Source organism: Caldanaerobius fijiensis DSM 17918, from assembly GCF_900129075.1.
In the GTDB taxonomy this organism is placed as follows: Bacteria; Bacillota; Thermoanaerobacteria; order Thermoanaerobacterales; family Caldanaerobiaceae; genus Caldanaerobius; species Caldanaerobius fijiensis.
On the sequence record NZ_FQVH01000004.1, the window covers coordinates 87,231 to 108,223 of the forward strand.

Below are 20,993 nucleotides of genomic sequence, written 5' to 3' on the forward strand. Positions count from 1 at the left end.
CTCACCCCCTGGATAATTTGTACGAACCAATTATTATTCTACCATATATAAAACATCTGTCAACACGGGAAATTTTCTTTAATTTTAAATAATTCATCTCTTTCTGGAGGTATCAATGGATTCTTTTCGCCATTTGATGAGATGATATAAAGACCTTCTGGTATTACTTTTCCTATTATTGTAGCGTCAATTCCGGATTCCTTGAGTTTACTTACAACATTTTTCCCGTTTTTAGAAGATATCAGCAAAGAACCGCTGGATATAAGTCCTAATGGGTTAATATTAAAAAAGTTACATATATATTTAGTTTCGGGTCTTATAGGTACATTATCTAAATATATTTCTATTCCGACTCCTGAAGCCTCGGCAACTTCATAAGCTGCTCCTAAAAGCCCTCCTTCTGTGATGTCGTGCATGGCATTGACACCTGTACTTGATGCTATAAGGCCATCTTTAATTACGCAGATCTCCTTTAAGAAATTTTTTGCTCTTTCCACCATTTCATGACTAAAGTTTTTGGTCAATATATATTCGTAATCGTATGCAATTATTGCTGTTCCTTCAAGTCCTATTGATTTTGTCACAATGATATCATCACCAACTTTAGCATTGGATGCTGTGACAAAAGAATTCTTTTTTGCTATTCCCAGTGCTGTTGTACATATCACAGGTTTTGTAACAGATGGAGTGACCTCGCTGTGACCGCCAAGTACTTCTATGCCAAGTTCTTTAGCTGCTTTATCTATAGATTCCATCATGTCTTTAAAAATAGATTCAGATGCATTTTCAGGCAATAAAATTGTGACAAGAATACCTAAAGGTTTAGCTCCACATGCAGCTATATCGTTACAAGATATGATGACAGATAAATAACCGCTGTTTTTTTCTGCTGCTGTAATAGGATCTGTAGATAAAACGGCCACATTTTCTCCAAAATCGATGATACTACAATCCATACCAACCCCGGCATGTGCAATGACTTCGTTTCTTTTCAATCCTATATTGTTATAGGCATATTTTTTAAGTAATTCCGGTAGAACTTTTCCTGTTTTCAATAAAATCATCTCCTGATCGTGTTTTTCAATCTTTTGTATATCGTAAGAGCTATAATCGCTCCTAATGTAACTTGTATTAAGTCTCCGGCAAATTCTAGGGGTATAGCGCCGATGCCGTATATCAATCCAGCAGAAATAGCATATCCAATAAGCATAACAGGGGCACCAGAAATTATGGCTAAAAGGGCATTTTTATTGTTGTTTACAGTGCCCACTATGTATCCTTCCAACCCCTTTATAACAAAAGTAAATGGTGCCCATATAGGGTATCCACCTAGAAGGTCTGCCAATGCAGAACCCACTCCACCTAGTATACCACCGGTCTTGCCGCCATATAATAGCGCCACAAGATATATTACTGCTTCGCCGAGGTTGAAATAAATGCTAGGTTTGGGAATCGCAAATTTAGTGACGGCAGTTGCTACTATCAGCACGGCCATAAGAAGGCCTAAAACAGCTATATGTTTCGTTTTTTTGTTCAATACAGCACACCCTTTCTTCGTCGGTTTTTGTCTTATTAATATATTCTATCATATATTGGAGTTGGCTAAAAGATAAAGAAATAAATCCGGCTGCAACCGGATTTATTTCTTTATAGCCTTTTCCAGTGAATTAATATTGGAATTTAATATCTCGCTTTCTATTTTTATTAAGGATTTGTCTTTATTATCAATAGCTTTTTCTAGCTCTTTTATAGAATAATCGATTTTATTTGCTATTGATACCTGCTTTTGTTCTATTGATGCCCGCAGAGTGGCCCATTCTCTGTTGAGCGACGCAATGTCAGATTTTGCTCCTGACCAATTGTCATGATATGCTTTTAGAAAGATATTGCGTATCTGGTATATAACTCTATATATTCCAGGTATGTTTTTTGCTTTAAATAGCGCCATAAAATCAGGTATAAACTTATATGTTTCGTTGGTGGCTACTGCTATTGTTGCAGGGTTGTTGGTTTTTAAGCTGCTTGTCAAAGCATTTAAATTGTTAGAGAACTGTTCTATCATTTGACTGCTGGCGCCGTTTTTTGTCAGTTCTGGCTGTAAGTCGTTCCAATCCTTGTGTATTTTATCTACGATTTTAGTAGCATCTGAAAGGACTTTTTGTTCGGGTGATGGTGCAGGTTTTTCACCAGCTTTACCTTTTTCGCTAGCTTTGCTGCTCTTTTGGCTGCTTTGAGTTTTTCCCTGTTGTTTACTTTGACCACCTTGTTGTCCTCCACGGCTTTCTGACGTTGATGGCTTTGGCATTATCTTTTCGTTGATAACTTTTTCCAGTGATTTATAAAGTTTGTCTAAATCCTCTTTGAGAGAGGTTAAGGGTTTAGGTAATTCGGCGCTGGTTTTTTTGAGGTTTTTAGGTATGTTAGGTTTCTTTTTCGGTTTACAGCCGTTTAAGTTTAATATAAGCATGGTTATTAAAAACAATGTTAAGCTTACCTTAAGTATTTTATTATTCATAAGTTATCACCTCATATGTATTATTCTACCTTTGAATAAGTTTTATTATCTTGCATATTTTATTATCATTTTATTCTAAACATTTTTTTTATGGCGTTAATGGTTATGACTCTAAAGTACATAAGGATTAGAATATATAGTGAACAGCCAAAAGCAAGTGATATTAACAAGCCCGTTACTTTATTTATTCCTGCCAGGAAGAAATATACGAAAGAATATTTAAATGCAAAATATGTAAAAAATGCAGCTATACATGGATATATAAAACTATTGCAACCTATAGATATGTTTGTGTGTTTTTTAAGCGATGTATAGTCCAGTATGTTTAGTATAGTATAACTTATTATTATCCCTATTATATATCCATTGATTTTTAAATACGGCATAGCCACAAGTATGTACGTGAAATATAACCTCATACACGATGCGATAAACGAGTTTCTAAAGGTAATAACCTGTAAGTTTAAACCATTTAATATGCTGGCAAATACCTGATTTAGAAAAATAGGTACAATAGTAAATGAAAGCCAGAATAGCATCTGGCCTACGTGGCCAGCGGGGTAAAGCATGCGAGCTATAGGTTCAGGTAATGCCAGGAATATTGTCATCGTTAGAAAACCTATTATCAGTGATACGTCTATAGCTTCTCTTACCCTGCGCTCGATTAAATTGTAGTTTTTGTTGGAATGAGCTTCGGAAACAGCTGGTATTAATGTTACTGCAAGAGAATTGGTTATTATTGAGGGAAAAAAAATAAGCGGCATAGCCATTCCCGTTAGTTCTCCGTATATACTGATGGCTTGTGAGCTATTTAGACCGGCTACTGAAAGCCTCTGAGGTATAAGTATATTGTCTACGGCAGATAGTGCATTGATAATAACTCTATTTACAGTAAGAGGTATCGAGATTGCTATTATGTCGCCAAAATAACTTGTTGTCTTTAAATTGGTATTTGAATATATTTTCTTTTCTCTATGAAAAGCATAAGAAAGGTAAAAAAAACCAGATATTTCTCCAATTATGTTACCAAACATAGCTATAGCTGATGATGCAGAATAAGATATGTCTATACCATTTAAAAAATATAATAATCCCAGGACAATTATAACTCTGGATAATTGTTCAAGAATGTTTGCAATGGCATTAGGTGTAACATCCTGCATGCCTTCAAAAAAGCCTCTAATTATTGAAGACGTTGCGATGATAAAAATCGCTGGTGCAAAGATAAGCAAACTTGCAAAAGTTCTGCTATCTTTAAGTATATAAAGCGAAAACCATTTAGCACTTAATAGTAAAAATATCGAAATAGCAATACTCAAAGAAATTGTGATCTTAAGAGCGGTGTTTACTATTTTAAACGAACATTCATTATTGTTGTGTGTGGATTCTCTTGAAACCAGAGAGGACACTGCCACAGAAAATCCTCCTGTGACTAAAGAAAGTGAAAGAATGTATATAGGAAACGTCAACTGATAAATACCCATTCCTTCTGCGCCTATTAAATTTGATAATATTATTCTATATACAAAACCTATTACCCTTGTGATGAGATTGGCAATTGTTAAAATAAAAGCCCCCTGAATAAACGTCTTTTTCTTGACCAACGTGGGATTCCTCCAGTATATAATCTTATTAATTTATATTCAGGGGGGGGTTAATTTATGCAATATTATATTTTAGCATTTTGCAATTGATACAATTTGTAATAAATGCCCTGTTTCGCTAGAAGCTCTTGATGCTTGCCCATTTCTCTTATGCGCCCTTTGTGTATGACTATGATGTTATCGGCATGCTGTATGGTTGATAAGCGATGAGCAACGATTATAGTAGTACGGTTTTTAGATATTTTCATCAGTGAATCTTGAATTAATTGTTCGGTTTCTGTGTCGATGTTGGCGGTTGCTTCATCAAGGACTAATATAGTCGGATCGAAAGCTAAAGCCCTGGCAAAAGCGATAAGTTGCCTTTGCCCTTGTGAAAGGGTAGAACCTCTTTCAGTGACCGGTTCATCGTATTTTTTTGGTAATTTTTGTATAAACTTATCTGCATTTACATATGTGGCTACTTCTTTGAGCTTTTCGTCGCTTATCTCTTCGTTATTTAATCTTATGTTTGACTTGATATCTCCTGTGAACAAAAATACATCTTGAAGCACTACGGCAATATGACGTCTGAGTACAGATTGGGGTATGTTTTTTATATTTATGCCATCAATAAGAATTTCTCCTTTTTGTATATCATACAGCCTGCTAATAAGACTTATGATGGAGGATTTTCCAGCTCCTGTAGCGCCTACGAATGCCACTGTTTGTCCTGGCTCTATAGTAAAACTTACGTCTTTTAATACCCAGTCTTCTCCATTATAAGCAAACCATACATTTTTAAATTCAATTCGACCTTTTATAGTTTCTGGTATAATTGGGTTTTCAGGGTCTTTTATGTCCGGTGGAGTGGTTAAAAGTGTGTATATTTTTTCAGCCGCTGCCATTGAGGATTGTATCATGTCATATTTTTCAGAGAGATCGATTATAGGCTGGAATAACTGATTGATATAATTGAAAAAAGCGAACAAAACTCCAAATGTTATATAACCTCTCAGCACCTGACCGCCGCCTATCCATATAAGTATTGTTAGGGCTAAAAATCTATAAAATTCGTTCAGAGGCCGGAAAATTGAGAAAATTTTCAATTGGTAAAAGCTCACATTCATATAATCTTTGTTTATATTGTCAAATTTATCATATATCATTTTTTCACGATTAAAAATTTGTATAATCCTCATTCCTGAAATATATTCTGAGAGTGAGGCATATATTCTTGCTATTCTTGTCCTTATCATCCTGTATGCTTTTCTGTCGTATCTTCTGAATATTATCGTAGATATAGCGACAAGCGGTACTACAACTAAGGACAAAAGTGCTAATCTATAATCGAGTTTAATCATTACAATTATAGTACCCGTTATCAAAAGCATATCCTGGACCAGAAATACCAATACGTTTGTGAACATGTCGTTTATGGCATCTGTATCACTGGTTATCCTGGTAACTAATCTGCCTACGGGATTTTTGTCAAAAAATGAGAGAGACATTTGCTGCAAATGCACGAATATATCAGTCCTGATGTTGTATAGTATTTTCTGACCGATATATTGAAGCATGACGGATTGGAGAAAATTAAATATTCCTCCGGCTAGGGCAATGCCAAAGTACAGAAAACCTAGCAGAACAACGCCCCTGTATTTTACAATAGGGCTAATATTTTTGGCGTTTAGATAATTATCAATGACCATTTTAAATATGTAGGGCCCTGTTAGATTTGTGCCTGTGATTATCAGGAGTAATAGAAAAACGATGATAAAATGCTTTATATAAGGCTGTGCGTACTTTTTCATGTAATTTAAAACATTTCTATCATATAACTTTACCTGTGGATTTTCTTCATCAATATATTCCTTAGGCAATGTCCTCACCTCATTCCTCTGTATTGATATTTTCTTCTAGTTGTTGCATTTTATATAACTCTTTGTAAAAACCTTCTGTTGCCAATAATTCTTCATGGGTTCCCCGTTGAACTATTTTACCTTCATCCAGGACTATTATTTCATCAGCATCTTTTACTGCGGATATTCTATGAGATATTATTATACTGGTCCTATTTTTCATAAATTCTTTCAAATTTCTGAGAATCTGTTCCTCAGTTTGAGCATCTACGGCGGAGAGACAATCGTCCAAAATCAATATATTTGGATTCTTAAGGACAGCTCTGGCGATAGCAGTTCTTTGTTTTTGTCCACCTGACAATGTAACACCTCGTTCACCTAGCACTGTATCATATCCATCTTTAAAGCCCATTATCTCGTCATGAATGCCTGCCAACTTAGCAGCATATTGTATTTTTTCTAGTGGTATATCGTCGGGAGAAAAAGCGATATTTTCCTTTATAGTAGATGAAAACAAAAATGTATCCTGCGGAACATATCCTATGTTTTCTCTTAGTGTTTTCAATGGAATTTTATTTATGTCAATTCCATCAATAAAGATTGTACCTTCAGGTACTTTATATAAGTGTAGCAGTAAATTTGCAAGGGTACTTTTTCCACATCCTGTACGTCCTACAACGGCTAACGTTTTTCCCATCTTTATTTCGATATTTATATCTTTTAAAGCAGGTTCTAAATCTTCTGCGTATTTGAATGTTAAGTTTTGTATCTTAATATCTCCCTTTAATTCTTTAACATCGACAACGTCGGGACTGTCGACAATTTCTGGCTTTGTCCTCATTATAGTATTTATTCTCTTCATGGAAGCGCTTCCTCTTTGAAATATATTTACAACCCAACCAAGCGATGTCAAGGGACCTAAAAGCATACCTATGTATGAGTTAAAAGCTACGAAATCGCCAAGTGTGATAGTTTTGTTTATTACTAGAGTACCACCATATATGATTACAATAACGGTGCTTATGGCGGATAAAATTTGCATGGAAGAACCGAAAATTGATGATAATCTCACCATTGCCATATTAGCTTCAAAGTTTTGCATATTGGCTTTATCAAATTTTTTAATTTCTCCTTTTTCCTGTACATAGGACTTTACAACTCGTATTCCCATTATGTTTTCTTCTGCCTTATCTGTCATGTTTGCAAAAGCTTCTTGCACCCTTCTAAATCTTTCTCTTATTTTTCGGCCGAAGATAACTACTATTATGAACATAAAAGGACCTGGTATTAATCCAACTAATGCTAACTTTAGGTTTATAGTCTTGACTACAATAATGAGGCTTGTGGTAAATAAGACAATCGTATCCATTAAATTTGTCATACCTCTTGCAATTGACATTCTTACTGCCTGGATATCGTTTGTCGCATGGGCCATAAGGTCTCCTGTTTTATGGTGATTGTAGTAATCTGGTGAAAGTATGAGGAGATGTGAAAAAAGATCTCTTCTCATCTCGTATTCTAGCCATCTGGCGGTACCCATAAAACCCATTCTCCAGAAATACCTCAAGACGAAAATGATTATTGCCATGGCTAGTACAGTAAACACATATTTTATTAGTTGATCATAAGGCATAGTTCTGTTTTTTAGGCCATCAGTTATGTTACCCATTAGTCTAGGTATGTATGCTTGAACAAAATCTAGCATTATTAGAGATATGGCTCCTATGATATAAGGCCATTTGTGCCTTATAAAGAAATTTTTTAGCACGAGGTATTCTCTCAACGATGTTCTCCCCTTCCCTTGATGTATTTTAAATTTATTATATCACAAATATTTATATAATAAAACTAATTTATAATCGCTTATTGAATTTTTACTATTTTAATTATATAATTAAGAAAATATACTCTTCTTATAAACACATGTACTCAATTTACAAACATTTTGTAAAGATAACGATATTTATTAATTGCGCCCATTTAGTTCGATTTTAGGAGGGATAACAATATGGTAAATTTTAATGAGTTTTTAGACAAAATGTCTGTTGTTGCTGAAGATAACAACAGAATTGATCCTGAGTACTATACAAAATATGAAGTAAAGAGAGGGCTTAGAAATAGCAATGGTTCTGGTGTTTTGGTAGGGTTGACTGAGATTGGTGAAGTGCACGGATACACTATTGATGAAAATGAAAAGGTACCCGTAGAAGGTAAGCTTTATTATAGGGGAATTGATGTCAGCCAAATAGTTGAGGGACTTCAGAAAGATGGAAGGTATGGCTTTGAGGAAGTCTGCTATTTACTATTATTCGGGCGGTTGCCTAATAAAACTGAGCTGCAAGATTTTGTGGAACTTTTAGGAAATTTAAGGAGTCTACCTGATGGTTTTACAGAAGATATGATTTTAAAGGCGCCCAGTCCTGATATAATGAATAAGCTGGCAAGAAGTGTGTTAGCTTCCTATTCTTATGACGACAATCCAGATGATATCAGTATAAAGAATGTTTTGAGGCAAAGTATTGAATTGATTGCAAGGTTTCCTACCATGGTAGCATATGGTTATCAAGCAAAATCTCATTATCACGACCATAATAGCTTATACATCCATCCACCAAGAGCGGACCTTTATACTGCTGAGAACTTTTTATATATGATAAGACCTGATAATAAGTACACAAGGTTGGAAGCGGAATTGTTAGATCTGTCACTGATATTACATGCTGAGCATGGGGGCGGTAATAATTCCACATTTGCGGTTCACGTAGTGACATCGACTGGTACAGATACCTATTCTGCTATCGCTGCTGCCATAGGTTCACTAAAAGGACCCAAGCATGGTGGAGCTAATTTGAGGGTTATGGGTATGATGGAAGATATTAAAAAGCACGTGCATGACTGGAATGATGACGAAGAGATCAAGGAGTACTTAAAAAAGATAATCAAGAAAGAGGCATATGATAGATCCGGGCTAATATATGGAATGGGTCATGCGGTATATACACTATCAGATCCTAGAGCAGTGCTTTTGAAGAAAAAAGCGGCTGAACTTGCAGCAGTGAAAAATATGGAGGACGAACTTAACTTGTATTTTAAGGTTGAAGAACTGGCGCCAAAAGTTTTTGCTGAGATGAAACAATCTAGTAAAGACATTTCGGCCAACGTGGATTTTTATTCGGGTTTCGTGTATAAAATGCTGAATTTGCCGGAACCACTTTACACGCCTATTTTTGCTATAGCCAGAATTGCTGGCTGGTGTGCCCACAGAATAGAGGAATTGGTCAGTGGACAGAGAATTATACGTCCGGCATATAAAAGTGTATCTGGCCATAAGCCTTATATACCATTAGAACAAAGAATATGAAATTTGAAATTTATAAAAAATAATATTGCAAAAAAAACAAAAAACATTTATAATAATAAATACTATTGTACTGCTTTATATTTTTTGATAAAGGAATATCGAGATTTTATTACAAGATATTCCTTTTTGACTTAAACGTATTTTGCAAGACTTCGAAAATAATTTTGCAGTTACTCTATAATGGCAAGGGGGAAAAAAATGTTAAGGGAAGGAAATATTAGAATTCCATCAGGGTGTGCAATAAGTGGCATTTTAAATAGGAAAGGTAACAGGTTTTCAGGTCAAATGATTACCGACTCTATTGCAACGATGCATGATAGGTCCAATGGTCTTGGTGGAGGATTTGCGGCGTACGGCATTTATCCGGAGTATGAGGATTACTATGCTTTTCATATGTTTTACGATGATATCGTGGCAAAGGAAGACACAGAAAGGTATTTAAAGACACAGTATAATGTAGCTTATGAGGAAAGAATTCCCACTAGGAAAACTAAGGGAATTGAAAATGTTCCCCTTATATATAGGTATTTTGCAAAACCAAAATTAGAACACTTAAACGCTTTAGAATTGGATGAAGATGAATTTACCTCGAGATTTGTGTTTTATGTAAATAGCAACATAAACGGTGCCTATGTGTTTTCTAGTGGCAGGAATATGGGCGTTTTTAAGGCGGTAGGATATCCAGAGGATGTTTCTAATTTTTATAAGCTTGAAAATTATCGTGGATATTTATGGACATCCCACGGAAGGTTTCCTACTAATACTCCTGGTTGGTGGGGCGGAGCCCATCCTTTTAGTATCTTAAATTTTGCTGTGGTTCACAACGGTGAATTGTCTTCATATGAAGCAAACCGCGAATTTTTAGAGCAATTCGGTTATAAATGTACACTTCAGACAGATACAGAGGTAGCTGCGTATATATTTGACCTTCTCGTAAGAAAGCACAAGCTGTCTTTTGAGCTGGCATGTAAAGTAGTGGCATCTCCCTTATGGCGTACCGTAGATAGGATGGGTGAGAGGGAAAAAGTATTATATAAAAACCTTAAAATAGTATATGGAAGAGCACTTTTGAATGGTCCTTTTTCTATTATTTTATCTCATACTGATGGATTTGTAGCTATTAACGATAGGTTAAAGTTAAGGCCTCTAACAGCTGCATCAAAAGGTGACTTTATGATGGTTGCCAGCGAAGAATCTGCAATAAGAGAAGTAATTAAACAACCGGATAAAATCTGGATACCCAGAGGTGGTGAACCGGTTATAGGTTATGTAGAATATGAACAAGCCCAGGAAAAATCGACGAAGGAGGTATCCGCATGAGTCTGAGCCTTTTGACGCCCGAATTTAAAGTTATACGGGATTACGATAGATGCATTAATTGTAAGGTGTGCATGAGGCAATGTGCTTTTGAGGTACATTATTACGATGAAGAAACTGATAAAATGATGGCTGATGATATGAAATGCGTAGATTGTCTCAGATGTGTGACATTATGTCCTACACAGGCATTGACTATAATAAAACACCCACAGGTCTATAGAGATAATGCCAACTGGGTACCTGAAGCCATCAGAGATATCTATAAGCAAGCGGAAACTGGCGGTGTGTTGCTGGCAGCTATGGGCAATCCCAAGCCGTACCCTATATATTGGGACAAAATGGTTATAAATGCCAGCCAGGTTACCAATCCTTCAATTGACCCATTAAGAGAACCAATGGAATTAAAGACTTTTATTGGAAGAAAACCTGATAGAATAGAAGTAGATGAAAACGGAGAATTGAAAACTAAAATGCCTCCACAGATTGAGCTTAATACGCCGATCATGTTTTCAGCTATGTCGTATGGATCGATTAGCTATAATGCCCATGCGTCACTGGCAAGGGCTGCTAGAGAATTGGGTATATGTTACAATACTGGCGAAGGTGGGCTTCATAAAGATTTTTACGAATACGGTCCCAATACTATTGTGCAGGTGGCATCAGGCCGTTTTGGTGTAAATAAGGATTATTTAAACGCGGGCGCGGCTGTTGAAATAAAAATAGGTCAGGGAGCAAAGCCTGGAATTGGAGGACATTTGCCTGGTGAGAAGGTCAGTGAAGATGTTTCACAGACTAGAATGATTCCGATAGGCAGTGATGCTATTTCTCCTGCACCACATCACGACATATATTCTATAGAGGATCTGGCGCAGCTTATTTATTCGCTTAAAGAAGCTACCAACTATACAAAGCCTGTTGGTGTAAAGATTGCTGCAGTTAACAACGTTGCTGCAATAGCGTCGGGAATAGCAAGAGCAGGTGCAGATTATATTGCTATAGACGGATTTAGGGGTGGTACAGGTGCTGCTCCGAAGAGGATAAGGGATAGTGTGGGAATTCCTATAGAATTTGCAATAGCTGCTGTTGACGCACGGCTTAGGTCAGAAGGCATAAGGCATCAAGTATCTATTGTGGCAGCAGGAAGCATTAGAAATAGCACTGATGTTATAAAAGCGATAGCGCTGGGTGCAGATGCGGTGTATATTGGATCGGCTGCTCTTATCGCATTGGGGTGTCATATGTGTCAACAGTGCCATACAGGTAAATGCAACTGGGGAATTGCTACTCAGGATCCTAATCTTGTAAAGAGATTGAATCCAGATATAGGAGCGAGGCGACTGGTAAATCTTATAAACGCGTGGAGTCACGAGATAAAAGAAATTCTCGGTGGAATGGGGATAAATGATATTGAAAGTCTTAAAGGTAATAGGCTTATGCTTAGAGGTGTAGGTATGACTGAAAAAGAACTTGAGATTCTAGGAATTAAAGCTGCTGGAGAGTGAGGGGGGTAGGAGCGTGAAAAAGGTATACGCAAAGGAAGAGGTTTGTATTGGTTGTAGGCTATGTGAAGTATACTGTATTACATCCCATTCAAAATCTAAGAATGTGATTAAAGCATTTAAAATGGAGAATCCCAGGCCTGTTGCAAGATTGATTGTGGAAGAAAACATACCGCTTTCTTTTTCGCTTCAGTGCAGACACTGTGAAAAAGCGCCTTGTACCAAAGCTTGTATTACGGGTGCTATGAGAAAAGATCCTGTATCAGGTGTGGTGACTTGTGATACAAGCAAATGTGTTGGCTGCTGGTCCTGTATAATGATATGTCCATTTGGTGCTATTAACAGAGATGTAGAAAATAAAGTAGTATCTAAGTGTGATTTATGTGCAGAAGTTGGTATGCCTGCTTGTGTAGCCAATTGTCCTAATGAAGCACTGATATACGAGGATAGGGGGGTATAATATGAGGTACGTCATAATAGGCAATTCAGCAGCAGCTGTCGGTGCTGTGGAGTCGATTAGGAAATACGATAAGGATAATGAAATTGTAATAATATCCGATGAACCATACCATGTTTATTCAAGGCCATTGATCTCATATTATCTTGGAAATAAAGTAGATGAAGATAGGATGGCTTATAGAGAAAGAGATTTTTATCAAAAAAATAATGTCACCCCGATCCTTGGGCGCAAGGCGGTAAAAATAAATACTCAATATAAAACGGTGTTGTTAGAAGACGGACGGGAAATAGAGTTCAGTAAATTGTTGATAGCTACAGGTGGAAAGCCTTTTGTGCCGCCTATGAAAGGTCTTGAGAAGAAAAATATACACACTTTTATAAAAATGGATGACGCCAAGAAATTAAAAAATTCAGTAAAGCCAGGTTCAAACGTTGTAGTGGTTGGCGGTGGACTGATAGGGTTTAAGGCTGCAGAAGGATTAAGAGATCTTGGTATCAATGTAACTGTAGTAGAGCTGGCCGATAGGGTACTCAGCGCCATATTGGATACTCAGGGCGGTATGATGGTCCAGAAGAGGCTTGAGCATTTCGGTATAAAGATAATAACTCAGAATACCGTTGAAGAAATTCTTGGAGATGAATATGTAAGCGGTGTTGTCCTAAAAGATGGCACAAAATTAGAATGCGATAACCTTATTATAGCTATTGGCGTTGTGCCAAATACAGATGTGGTTAAAGAGAGCGAAATTACTGTAAATAGGGGTATAGTGGTTGATAGACATATGATGACTAATGTAGAAGGAATTTATGCTGCAGGTGACGTAGCTGAGGCTTATGATATGTTGTATGAGCAAAACAGGGTTATACCTATATGGCCTAATGCATATATGCAGGGAGAAGTTGCTGGCGCCAATATGACAGGTAATGAGATGGTGTATGACGGCAGCTTTGCAATGAACTCTATAGGTTTTGAGGATGTGCATATGATAACAGCCGGTATTATTAATCCGCCATCAGATGAGTTTGAAGTACTTGTTAAAAAGGATGAGGATAAGACGGTTTATAAGAAGTTGGTATTAAAAGATAACCGAATAGTAGGATTTATTAAAATAGGTGAAGTTGATAGAGCAGGTATTTATACAAATCTTATGAAAGAAAAAGTGGATGTTTCGCCCTTTAAAGATAAGCTGTTGGAAGATGATTTCGGTTATGTTTATCTTCCTAAACAATATAGAAAGGCAAAAATGCTGGGAGAGGTGGTGTCTGCATGAAAATCATTGATGCATCAGGAATATATTATAAAGATTTAAACGAAATGATAAAAGAGGAAATAAAAAAAGGGGAAAAGGAGATATACCTTAAAAATGTAAATGGCCAGAGATATATCGGTGATGGAATAAGTGCAAATGCCAAGATTATAATAGAAGGAACTCCCGGCAATGATATGGCTGCATTTATGGATGGACTTACAATTGAGGTAAAGGGCAATGGTCAGGATGCAATAGGTAATACCATGAATGATGGTAAGGTCATAGTTCATGGGCATGCCGGTGATGTCATCGGCTATGCCATGAGAGGAGGTACTATATATATAAGAGATAGTGTTGGATATAGAGTAGGTATTCACATGAAAGAGTATATGGATAAAGTACCTGTAATTGTGGTAGGGGGTAGTGCTGGAGACTTCTTTGGGGAGTATATGGCAGGTGGTATTCTTATACTTTTAGGTCTTAACACGGATAGGGACATCGTTGGAGATTTTTGCGGTACGGGTATGCACGGCGGAGTAATGTATATTAGGGGAGATGTAGAGGACTATAAGCTGGGCAAGGAGGTAAAAAAGATGCCTCTGGACGATAAGGATATGATCATAATATCAAAATATGTAGAAGAATATGCCAAACTATTCAATGTAGATTTTTATGAGATTATGAAAGAAGATTTTATTAAATTGTACCCGTATAACAAGAGGCCATATGGTAGATTGTATACACACTGAAGATTCGAAATATTGTGGTTGCAAAAAATAATTAATTCTGGTATACTATAAATAGTAAAATATAATAAGAGTTGAAAAGAACAAAGGCGTTCTCAGGGATTTGTATATATCCTTTTTGAGTGCGCCTTTTTATGATATATGGCTTTTAAGGAGGTTGTAAAATGGCAAATAATTTATCTAAAGAAGATGTTTTGCGTATTGCCCGGGAGAGAGGAGTCGAATTGATACATTTACAATTTACCGACATATTTGGGATAATGAAAAACGTAACAATACCTATAGAAGAATTGGAGAGGGCGTTGAATGACGAATTGATGTTCGATGGTTCTTCAATAGATGGTTTTGTCAGGATAGAAGAGTCTGATATGTATTTAAGGCCTGATCCTTCTACATTTGTGATTTTTCCGTGGAAATACGATGGCGTTGAAGCAAGACTGATATGCGATATATACAACCCTGATGGAACACCATTTGAAGGATGTCCCAGAAATACATTAAAAAAGGTTATAAAAGAAGCTAGCGACATGGGATTCCAAATGAATGTAGGTCCTGAGTGTGAATTTTATCTTTTTCTCACCGATGAAAGAGGTAATGCGACAACAATTACACATGATGAAGCGGGATATTTTGATATGGCTCCTATTGACTTGGGTGAAAACGCCAGAAGAGATATGGTGAGAACTCTTAAAGAGATGGGGTTTGAGGTTGAGGCATCTCACCATGAGGTAGGACCAGGACAACACGAAATTGATTTTAAGTATGACGATGCTCTATCTACTGCTGATAAAATACTTACGTTTAAGATGGTTGTAAGAATTATAGCTCAGAAACATGGATTGCATGCTACATTTATGCCAAAACCTGTATTTGGTATAGCCGGTTCTGGGATGCATATGAATCAATCGCTGATGAAAGATGGAAAAAATGCTTTTTATGATCCTAATGGAAAATTAGAACTGAGCGATATCGCATATAATTATATTGGCGGTATCATGAAACATGCCAAAGCTATTACGGCTATAACAAATCCTACTGTCAATTCATATAAAAGACTTGTTTCAGGTTATGAAGCCCCCGTGTATATAGCATGGTCAGCTAGAAATAGAAGCCCTTTGATAAGAGTTCCCGCCAAAAGGGGTATGGCCACGAGAATTGAATTGAGAAGTCCAGATCCCACTGCAAATCCGTATTTAGCTATTGCGGTTATGTTAAAAGCAGGTCTTGACGGTATAAAGAACAATATAAAACCACCAGCTCCTGTTAATAGAAATATTTTTGATTTAACAGATGAAGAGTTAAAAGAATTGGAAATAGATAGCCTTCCAGGCACATTAGATGAAGCTTTAAATTGCCTTGAGCAGGATTCATTAATCATGTCAGCTTTAGGTCCTCATATTTCAAAAAGATATATTGAGGCAAAAAGAATAGAGTGGAATGATTTTAGAGTTTATGTCAGCCAGTGGGAATTGGATAGATATCTTGAGAAGTTTTAATGGACAATAGGGGTGATGGGCGGTGGCACAATATAAAATAATAGTCGCTGACAGCAATGACGTTACACGCACGACCCTTAAGTCCATATTAATACAAAATGGCTATTTTGTTTATGAAACACAGGATGGGTCTTCTACCGTTCGACTTGCCAGAAGTTTAAAGCCCGATTTAGTAATACTTGACAATAATATTATCGGTATAAGCGGATTTGAGATAATCAAAATTTTTGAAGAAGGAAGGATTTCTCCAATTTTATTCATATCCAACACCATAGGGAAAGAATTTATGGAAGAGCTTAGAGAAAAATGTAATTTTACCTATGTAACTAGAAGTTTAGATAGAAATAGTCTTGTGCAGATTATCGATTATATCATATATAATTCAAAAAAAATAGCAAAAATGTTAGACGAAATTGATCAGTTAAAACGTACTATAGAATCTCGTAAAAAAATTGAAAAAGCTAAGGGTTTACTGATGAAAGTAAAAGGCATGTCTGAAGATGATGCATACAAATACATGAGAAAAAGGAGTATGGACAAGGGCATACCTATGGAGCAAATTGCCGATGCTATAATAATTATGTACTCATAGTTGTGCTTTCACAAAAGATAATTTAGCAACCGGGAATATTTACGGGTAATCTCCCGGTTGGTTTTATGCCTCCAAAAATAACATCAACAACGGCTTCATAATTAGCCCTATTCCACCCATATTGAACAAGATAGGTTTCAGCGTTGGGATAATACATAATGTCATAAGGATTTTTAATAGCAATTAATATGATGATTTTTTCTCTGCCATAATTATTGAGTATCTTTACAATTTGGTTGTCCTTCTCTGTTATATCTACGGTACCTATTATGATTATATCAGCTCCGTTGATCGCGGCTTTTGTGGTATTGCTGAGCTCTTTATTGCTGTTTAAGACAGCATCGTCAACTACCAGGGTATCTATATGGTACGGATAGTATTTACGAATTTGGGCTATGTATTGATCTATTCTAACCTTATTACCCGCGACAACAAGAATTTTTTTTGGGGGAGATATGTTTTTTAGCGGTATTATGTGCTTGTTGTCCCGCACAAGGGTTATGGCTTTTTGAGCGGTTTCTCTTTCAATGGCTTTGTTTGTGTTAGAACTTAAAATTTTTGTAGCCATGTCAATTGCTTTTTCTAAATTAATTGTAGGTCGATTTAGTATACCTATTTTATTTTTTAATGAAAGGATTCTTTTTACCGATTGATCTATTCTATATTCCGATATACTTCCGTTTTTCACCTGTTTTAGTAATTCATCATAAGACCCCTGCAAATCAACAGGCATCAATACTATATCAGCGCCCGCTTTTATTGCCCTGATGGTTGCATCAATGGGATTAAAATTATCAGATATAGCTCTCATGTTCATAGCGTCAGTAATAATAACACCTTTGAATCCCAGTTTTTCCCTCAAGACGCCCGTGAGGATTTTCTGGGATAAGGTCGCGGGTATTGTAATTTTTTTTATGGTGCCATCAGAAGTCTTTACTTCTATCTTTGTATCGTCAAGGGCAGGAAAAGAAAGGTGTGCAGACATTACGGCATCTGCTCCTGCTTTTATGGCATCGCTGAATGGCTTTAATTCGTTTTTTTCCAGTTGATCTATACTTTTGTTCACAATACCAAGCCCAAGGTGGGAGTCGATGTTTACATCTCCGTGACCTGGAAAGTGCTTCAAGCATGTAGCTATATTCTGGCTTTGCTCGCCTTTCATATAGGCTACGGTCATACGCGATACAAGGTCTGGAAAACCCCCAAAAGACCTAATCCCTATGATAGGATTAGCGGGATTTGAATTAACATCTGCCACAGGGGCTAAATTCCAGTTTATACCAACAGCTTTTAGTTCAGAACCAACTACCTGTCCGTTTTTATAGGCAAGGTCTGTAGACCTTGTGGCTCCAATGGCCATATTTCCTGGGAGCTTGGTACCATCTTTCAGCCTGTAAACAAGTCCACCTTCTTGATCTGTACTTATGAAAAGTGGTATCTTAGATGCATTTTGTATGGTATAGGTAAGATTTACCAGTTGAGCAGTATCGAGGCTTTCAGGAAATAGGATGACTCCCCCTAGTTTATAATCTTTTATCATTTTTATGTATTTTTCCAATTGAGTTTTATCGCCATCATAGTAGACTGCAGGCATAAACATCTGGCCTATTTTTTCTTCTAATGTCATATTTTTAATATAATTATCTATAAAATCATATCTGTTAGGTTTTTTTGTTTCTTTTTTATTTATGGGATACTTGCTTTTAACAGTGCAGCAATTTAGGATAATAGAGAGAGATATAATCAACAAAGCAAATATTTTAAAATTTTTCATATAATCACCACCTAGATTATATTTTATCAAAAATAAACAAGATATATAAGTGCATAATATTTGTTTTTAATAAAGTGGTATAATTAATTATAAGCTACCAAAATAACTTTGAGGTGATGATTATGGGTAAAGTACTTTCTGCATATTTAATGCCACATCCCCCTATAATAGTACCGGAAGTAGGGCGTGGTGAAGAAAAGAAGATACAGATAACCATTGACAAATTAAACGAAATTGCACGGCAAATAAAAGAACTAAAACCTGATACTATAATAATCATATCTCCCCATGGATATGTGTTTAGGGATGCGGTATCTGTCGATGCTCAATTACACTTAAGAGGGGACCTGGGTCAATTTATGGCTCCAGGTGTGGAGTTGGAATTTGAAAGCGATCAGGATTTAATCCAGCTGATATTGAAAGAAGCTGATGGCAAAGGTATTCCTAATGTCAAGATAGATTCTCATGCTCTAAAGAGATATTCATTGTCACCTGAATTGGACCATGGAACTATAGTGCCTCTTTATTTTGTTACACAACACTACCGCGGATTTAAATTGATTCGCATGTCATATGGATTCTTACCTTTTGAACAACTTTATGAGTTTGGTATAGCCATACAAAAGGCTGTTGAAAAATCAGACAGAAATGTGATATTTATAGCCAGCGGCGATCTTTCGCACGTTTTGACACCTGATAGTCCAAATGGTTATTCTCCAAAAGGAGAAGTCTTTGATAAAACGTTATTAGATATGCTGGGTAAGATGGATGTTGTAGGCATAATAAACATGGATAAGCAATTGATTCATGAAGCGGCAGAGTGCGGATACAGATCTTTATGCGTTATGTTGGGTGTCTTAGATGGGTATGAAGTTGACGCAAGGGTTTTATCCCACGAAGGGCCCTTTGGTGTGGGATATGGCGTTGCGGCGTTTTTGGTAACAGGTTCGGGAAAACCTAGCCTTGTAGATGAATTGTATGATATTAAAAGAAGTAAAATAAAAAATATACGGGAAAATGAGGATCCTTACGTCAGGTTGGCAAGGCAAAGTCTTGAATATTATCTAAAAAACAGAACGCCATTGCCTATACCGAAAGACTTACCGGAGGAAATGTTAAATAAAAGAGCAGGAGTGTTTGTGTCAATTCATAAAGATGGAGACTTAAGAGGATGCATAGGAACAATATATCCTCAAAGAGAGAATGTGGCATTGGAGATAATAATGAATGCTATTAGTGCGGGATTTGAAGATCCACGTTTTTATCCTGTAGAAGAAAATGAACTGGAGGATTTAGTATACTCTGTTGATGTTTTGATGCCTCCTGAAAAAGTAAGCTCTAAAGATGAATTAGATCCCAAAAAATACGGCGTCATCGTGAGGTGTGGTTATAAATCGGGCCTGTTGTTACCTGATTTAGAAGGAGTAGATACAGTAGATCAACAAATATCTATAGCACTTAAAAAAGCCGGAATAAAGCCATATGAGCATTATAGTATAGAAAGATTTGAGGTAGTGAGACATAAATGAAAGAAGCTATGTATTATGAAAAATTGAAAGATGGTATGGTATATTGTAAGTTATGCCCTCAAGGCTGTAGAATAAAAAATAGCAAATATGGTATATGCAGAGCAAGAAAAAATCAAAATGGAATCCTTGTATCAGATAACTACGGCAAGGTGACAGGAATAGCGATGGATCCAATAGAAAAGAAACCACTTTATCATTTTTATCCGGGTAGTTATATTCTCTCCATAGGATCTTTTGGCTGCAATTTGAGCTGTGCGTTTTGCCAGAACTGGCATATCTCTCAACAACAAGATGTGGAATACAGATTGATAAGACCAGAAGAGTTAATAAATATAGCAGAAAGGCAGCGAGGAAATATAGGAATCGCTTATACGTACAACGAGCCGTCAATATGGTATGAATATATGTACGACTGCGCGAAAATAGCTAAAGACCGCGGCTTAAAAAACATTATGGTTACAAATGGTTATATAAACCCAGAACCTCTTTATAACGTATTGCCATATATTGATGCACTTAATATCGATGTAAAGGCTTTTTCAGATCATTATTATAAAACGCTATGCGGAGGAAGACTGGCGCCTGTTATAAACACTGTGGAAATAGCATCCCGTCTGTGTCATGTGGAATTGACGACACTTATCGTAACAGGTGAAAATGATAATCTTGGAGAGATAGAAGAACTGGTAAAATGGGTAGCTAGTATAGATAAAGATATTCCGTTGCATTTTACCAGGTATTTCCCCAATTATAAAATGGAGAATCCACCAACGGAGATTAATACCTTGATAAATGCATATAAAATTGGTAAAAAATATCTTAATTATGTGTATATCGGTAATGTCGGTGGGACAGATAACAATACTTATTGTCCCAATTGTGGCAATCTTCTTATAAAAAGAGACATATATGTGGATATAGTAGGAGTGGGCCAGGACAAAAAATGTTCGAGGTGCAGAAAAGAAATCAAAGTTCAGTTTTAAATCCTGAATTTGACTTTATAACAGAGT

General features: G+C 36.4%; 17 protein-coding genes. 10 read left to right on the forward strand and 7 right to left on the reverse strand.

Annotation, left to right across the window (positions count from 1 at the left end; translation table 11 throughout):
- Window positions 1-59: 59 nt before the first annotated feature.
- The 6 genes from BUB87_RS03275 to BUB87_RS03300 form a co-directional block, all read right to left on the reverse strand.
- Entirely contained in the window at window positions 60-1,055 is a 996-nt protein-coding gene (locus BUB87_RS03275) for an AIR synthase family protein (protein WP_073341745.1), read from the reverse strand.
- Window positions 1,056-1,060: 5 nt separating this feature from the next.
- Complete coding sequence (locus BUB87_RS03280) at window positions 1,061-1,537, reverse strand: ECF transporter S component (RefSeq protein WP_073341747.1); 477 nt, start codon at window positions 1,535-1,537, stop codon at window positions 1,061-1,063.
- A gap of 102 nt (window positions 1,538-1,639) precedes the next feature.
- Window positions 1,640-2,515 carry a hypothetical protein gene (locus BUB87_RS03285; protein WP_073341749.1) on the reverse strand — a complete coding sequence of 292 codons (876 nt, stop codon included), beginning with the start codon at window positions 2,513-2,515 and terminating at the stop codon, window positions 1,640-1,642.
- A gap of 65 nt (window positions 2,516-2,580) precedes the next feature.
- Window positions 2,581-4,119 carry a stage V sporulation protein B gene (gene spoVB / locus BUB87_RS03290; RefSeq protein WP_073341750.1) on the reverse strand — a complete coding sequence of 513 codons (1,539 nt, stop codon included), beginning with the start codon at window positions 4,117-4,119 and terminating at the stop codon, window positions 2,581-2,583.
- Between the two features lie 65 nt (window positions 4,120-4,184).
- Window positions 4,185-5,978: an ABC transporter ATP-binding protein gene (locus BUB87_RS03295; protein WP_073341806.1), complete on the reverse strand. Its 1,794-nt coding sequence runs from the start codon at window positions 5,976-5,978 to the stop codon at window positions 4,185-4,187.
- A 10-nt stretch (window positions 5,979-5,988) separates the two neighbouring features.
- Window positions 5,989-7,740: an ABC transporter ATP-binding protein gene (locus BUB87_RS03300; RefSeq protein WP_073341752.1), complete on the reverse strand. Its 1,752-nt coding sequence runs from the start codon at window positions 7,738-7,740 to the stop codon at window positions 5,989-5,991.
- 225 nt (window positions 7,741-7,965) lie between these two features.
- Here BUB87_RS03300 and BUB87_RS03305 point away from each other — a divergent pair, with 225 nt between their 5' ends.
- The 8 genes from BUB87_RS03305 (at window position 7,966) to BUB87_RS03340 (ending at window position 16,680) form a co-directional block, all read left to right on the forward strand.
- Window positions 7,966-9,318, forward strand: a complete 1,353-nt coding sequence (locus tag BUB87_RS03305) for a citrate/2-methylcitrate synthase (protein ID WP_073341754.1) — start codon at window positions 7,966-7,968, stop codon at window positions 9,316-9,318.
- A 198-nt stretch (window positions 9,319-9,516) separates the two neighbouring features.
- Complete coding sequence (locus tag BUB87_RS03310; RefSeq protein ID WP_073341755.1) at window positions 9,517-10,638, forward strand: class II glutamine amidotransferase; 1,122 nt, start codon at window positions 9,517-9,519, stop codon at window positions 10,636-10,638.
- Window positions 10,635-12,140 carry a glutamate synthase-related protein gene (locus BUB87_RS03315; protein WP_073341757.1) on the forward strand — a complete coding sequence of 502 codons (1,506 nt, stop codon included), beginning with the start codon at window positions 10,635-10,637 and terminating at the stop codon, window positions 12,138-12,140. Before BUB87_RS03310 ends, BUB87_RS03315 begins: the two co-directional genes overlap by 4 nt.
- Before the next feature lie 13 nt (window positions 12,141-12,153).
- A complete protein-coding gene (locus BUB87_RS03320; RefSeq protein WP_073341758.1) occupies window positions 12,154-12,597 on the forward strand; it encodes a 4Fe-4S dicluster domain-containing protein in 444 nt (147 codons plus the stop codon).
- A 1-nt stretch (window position 12,598) separates the two neighbouring features.
- On the forward strand, window positions 12,599-13,867 hold the full coding sequence (locus BUB87_RS03325; protein ID WP_073341760.1) for an NAD(P)/FAD-dependent oxidoreductase: 1,269 nt from the start codon (window positions 12,599-12,601) through the stop codon (window positions 13,865-13,867).
- Window positions 13,864-14,595, forward strand: coding sequence for a GltB/FmdC/FwdC-like GXGXG domain-containing protein (locus BUB87_RS03330; RefSeq protein WP_073341761.1), 732 nt, complete (start codon window positions 13,864-13,866; stop codon window positions 14,593-14,595). The genes BUB87_RS03325 and BUB87_RS03330 overlap by 4 nt, the downstream gene beginning before the upstream one ends.
- A 161-nt stretch (window positions 14,596-14,756) precedes the next feature.
- On the forward strand, window positions 14,757-16,088 hold the full coding sequence (glnA, locus tag BUB87_RS03335) for a type I glutamate--ammonia ligase (RefSeq protein WP_073341763.1): 1,332 nt from the start codon (window positions 14,757-14,759) through the stop codon (window positions 16,086-16,088).
- Between the two features lie 22 nt (window positions 16,089-16,110).
- Window positions 16,111-16,680: an ANTAR domain-containing response regulator gene (locus BUB87_RS03340; RefSeq protein WP_073341764.1), complete on the forward strand. Its 570-nt coding sequence runs from the start codon at window positions 16,111-16,113 to the stop codon at window positions 16,678-16,680.
- Between the two features lie 22 nt (window positions 16,681-16,702).
- On the opposite strand, the gene BUB87_RS03345 is transcribed toward BUB87_RS03340, so the two are convergent.
- Window positions 16,703-18,454 carry a glycoside hydrolase family 3 protein gene (locus BUB87_RS03345; protein ID WP_073341766.1) on the reverse strand — a complete coding sequence of 584 codons (1,752 nt, stop codon included), beginning with the start codon at window positions 18,452-18,454 and terminating at the stop codon, window positions 16,703-16,705.
- Window positions 18,455-18,576: 122 nt separating this feature from the next.
- Between BUB87_RS03345 and amrA the strand changes: the two genes are divergently transcribed.
- Window positions 18,577-19,983, forward strand: a complete 1,407-nt coding sequence (gene amrA, locus BUB87_RS03350) for an AmmeMemoRadiSam system protein A (protein ID WP_073341767.1) — start codon at window positions 18,577-18,579, stop codon at window positions 19,981-19,983.
- Window positions 19,980-20,966, forward strand: coding sequence for an AmmeMemoRadiSam system radical SAM enzyme (gene amrS / locus BUB87_RS03355; protein WP_073341769.1), 987 nt, complete (start codon window positions 19,980-19,982; stop codon window positions 20,964-20,966). Before amrA ends, amrS begins: the two co-directional genes overlap by 4 nt.
- Window positions 20,967-20,993 lie beyond the last annotated feature (27 nt).

Excerpts from the sequence above, each read along its gene's own strand:
- BUB87_RS03285 (WP_073341749.1), bottom strand. The coding sequence starts at position 2,515 with ATGAATAATAAAATACTTAAGGTAAGCTTAACATTGTTTTTAATAACC.
- BUB87_RS03305 (WP_073341754.1), top strand. The coding sequence starts at position 7,966 with ATGGTAAATTTTAATGAGTTTTTAGACAAAATGTCTGTTGTTGCTGAA.
- BUB87_RS03310 (WP_073341755.1), top strand. The coding sequence starts at position 9,517 with ATGTTAAGGGAAGGAAATATTAGAATTCCATCAGGGTGTGCAATAAGT.
- BUB87_RS03315 (WP_073341757.1), top strand. The coding sequence starts at position 10,635 with ATGAGTCTGAGCCTTTTGACGCCCGAATTTAAAGTTATACGGGATTAC.
- BUB87_RS03325 (WP_073341760.1), top strand. The coding sequence starts at position 12,599 with ATGAGGTACGTCATAATAGGCAATTCAGCAGCAGCTGTCGGTGCTGTG.
- BUB87_RS03330 (WP_073341761.1), top strand. The coding sequence starts at position 13,864 with ATGAAAATCATTGATGCATCAGGAATATATTATAAAGATTTAAACGAA.
- glnA (WP_073341763.1), top strand. The coding sequence starts at position 14,757 with ATGGCAAATAATTTATCTAAAGAAGATGTTTTGCGTATTGCCCGGGAG.
- BUB87_RS03345 (WP_073341766.1), bottom strand. The coding sequence starts at position 18,454 with ATGAAAAATTTTAAAATATTTGCTTTGTTGATTATATCTCTCTCTATT.
- amrA (WP_073341767.1), top strand. The coding sequence starts at position 18,577 with ATGGGTAAAGTACTTTCTGCATATTTAATGCCACATCCCCCTATAATA.
- amrS (WP_073341769.1), top strand. The coding sequence starts at position 19,980 with ATGAAAGAAGCTATGTATTATGAAAAATTGAAAGATGGTATGGTATAT.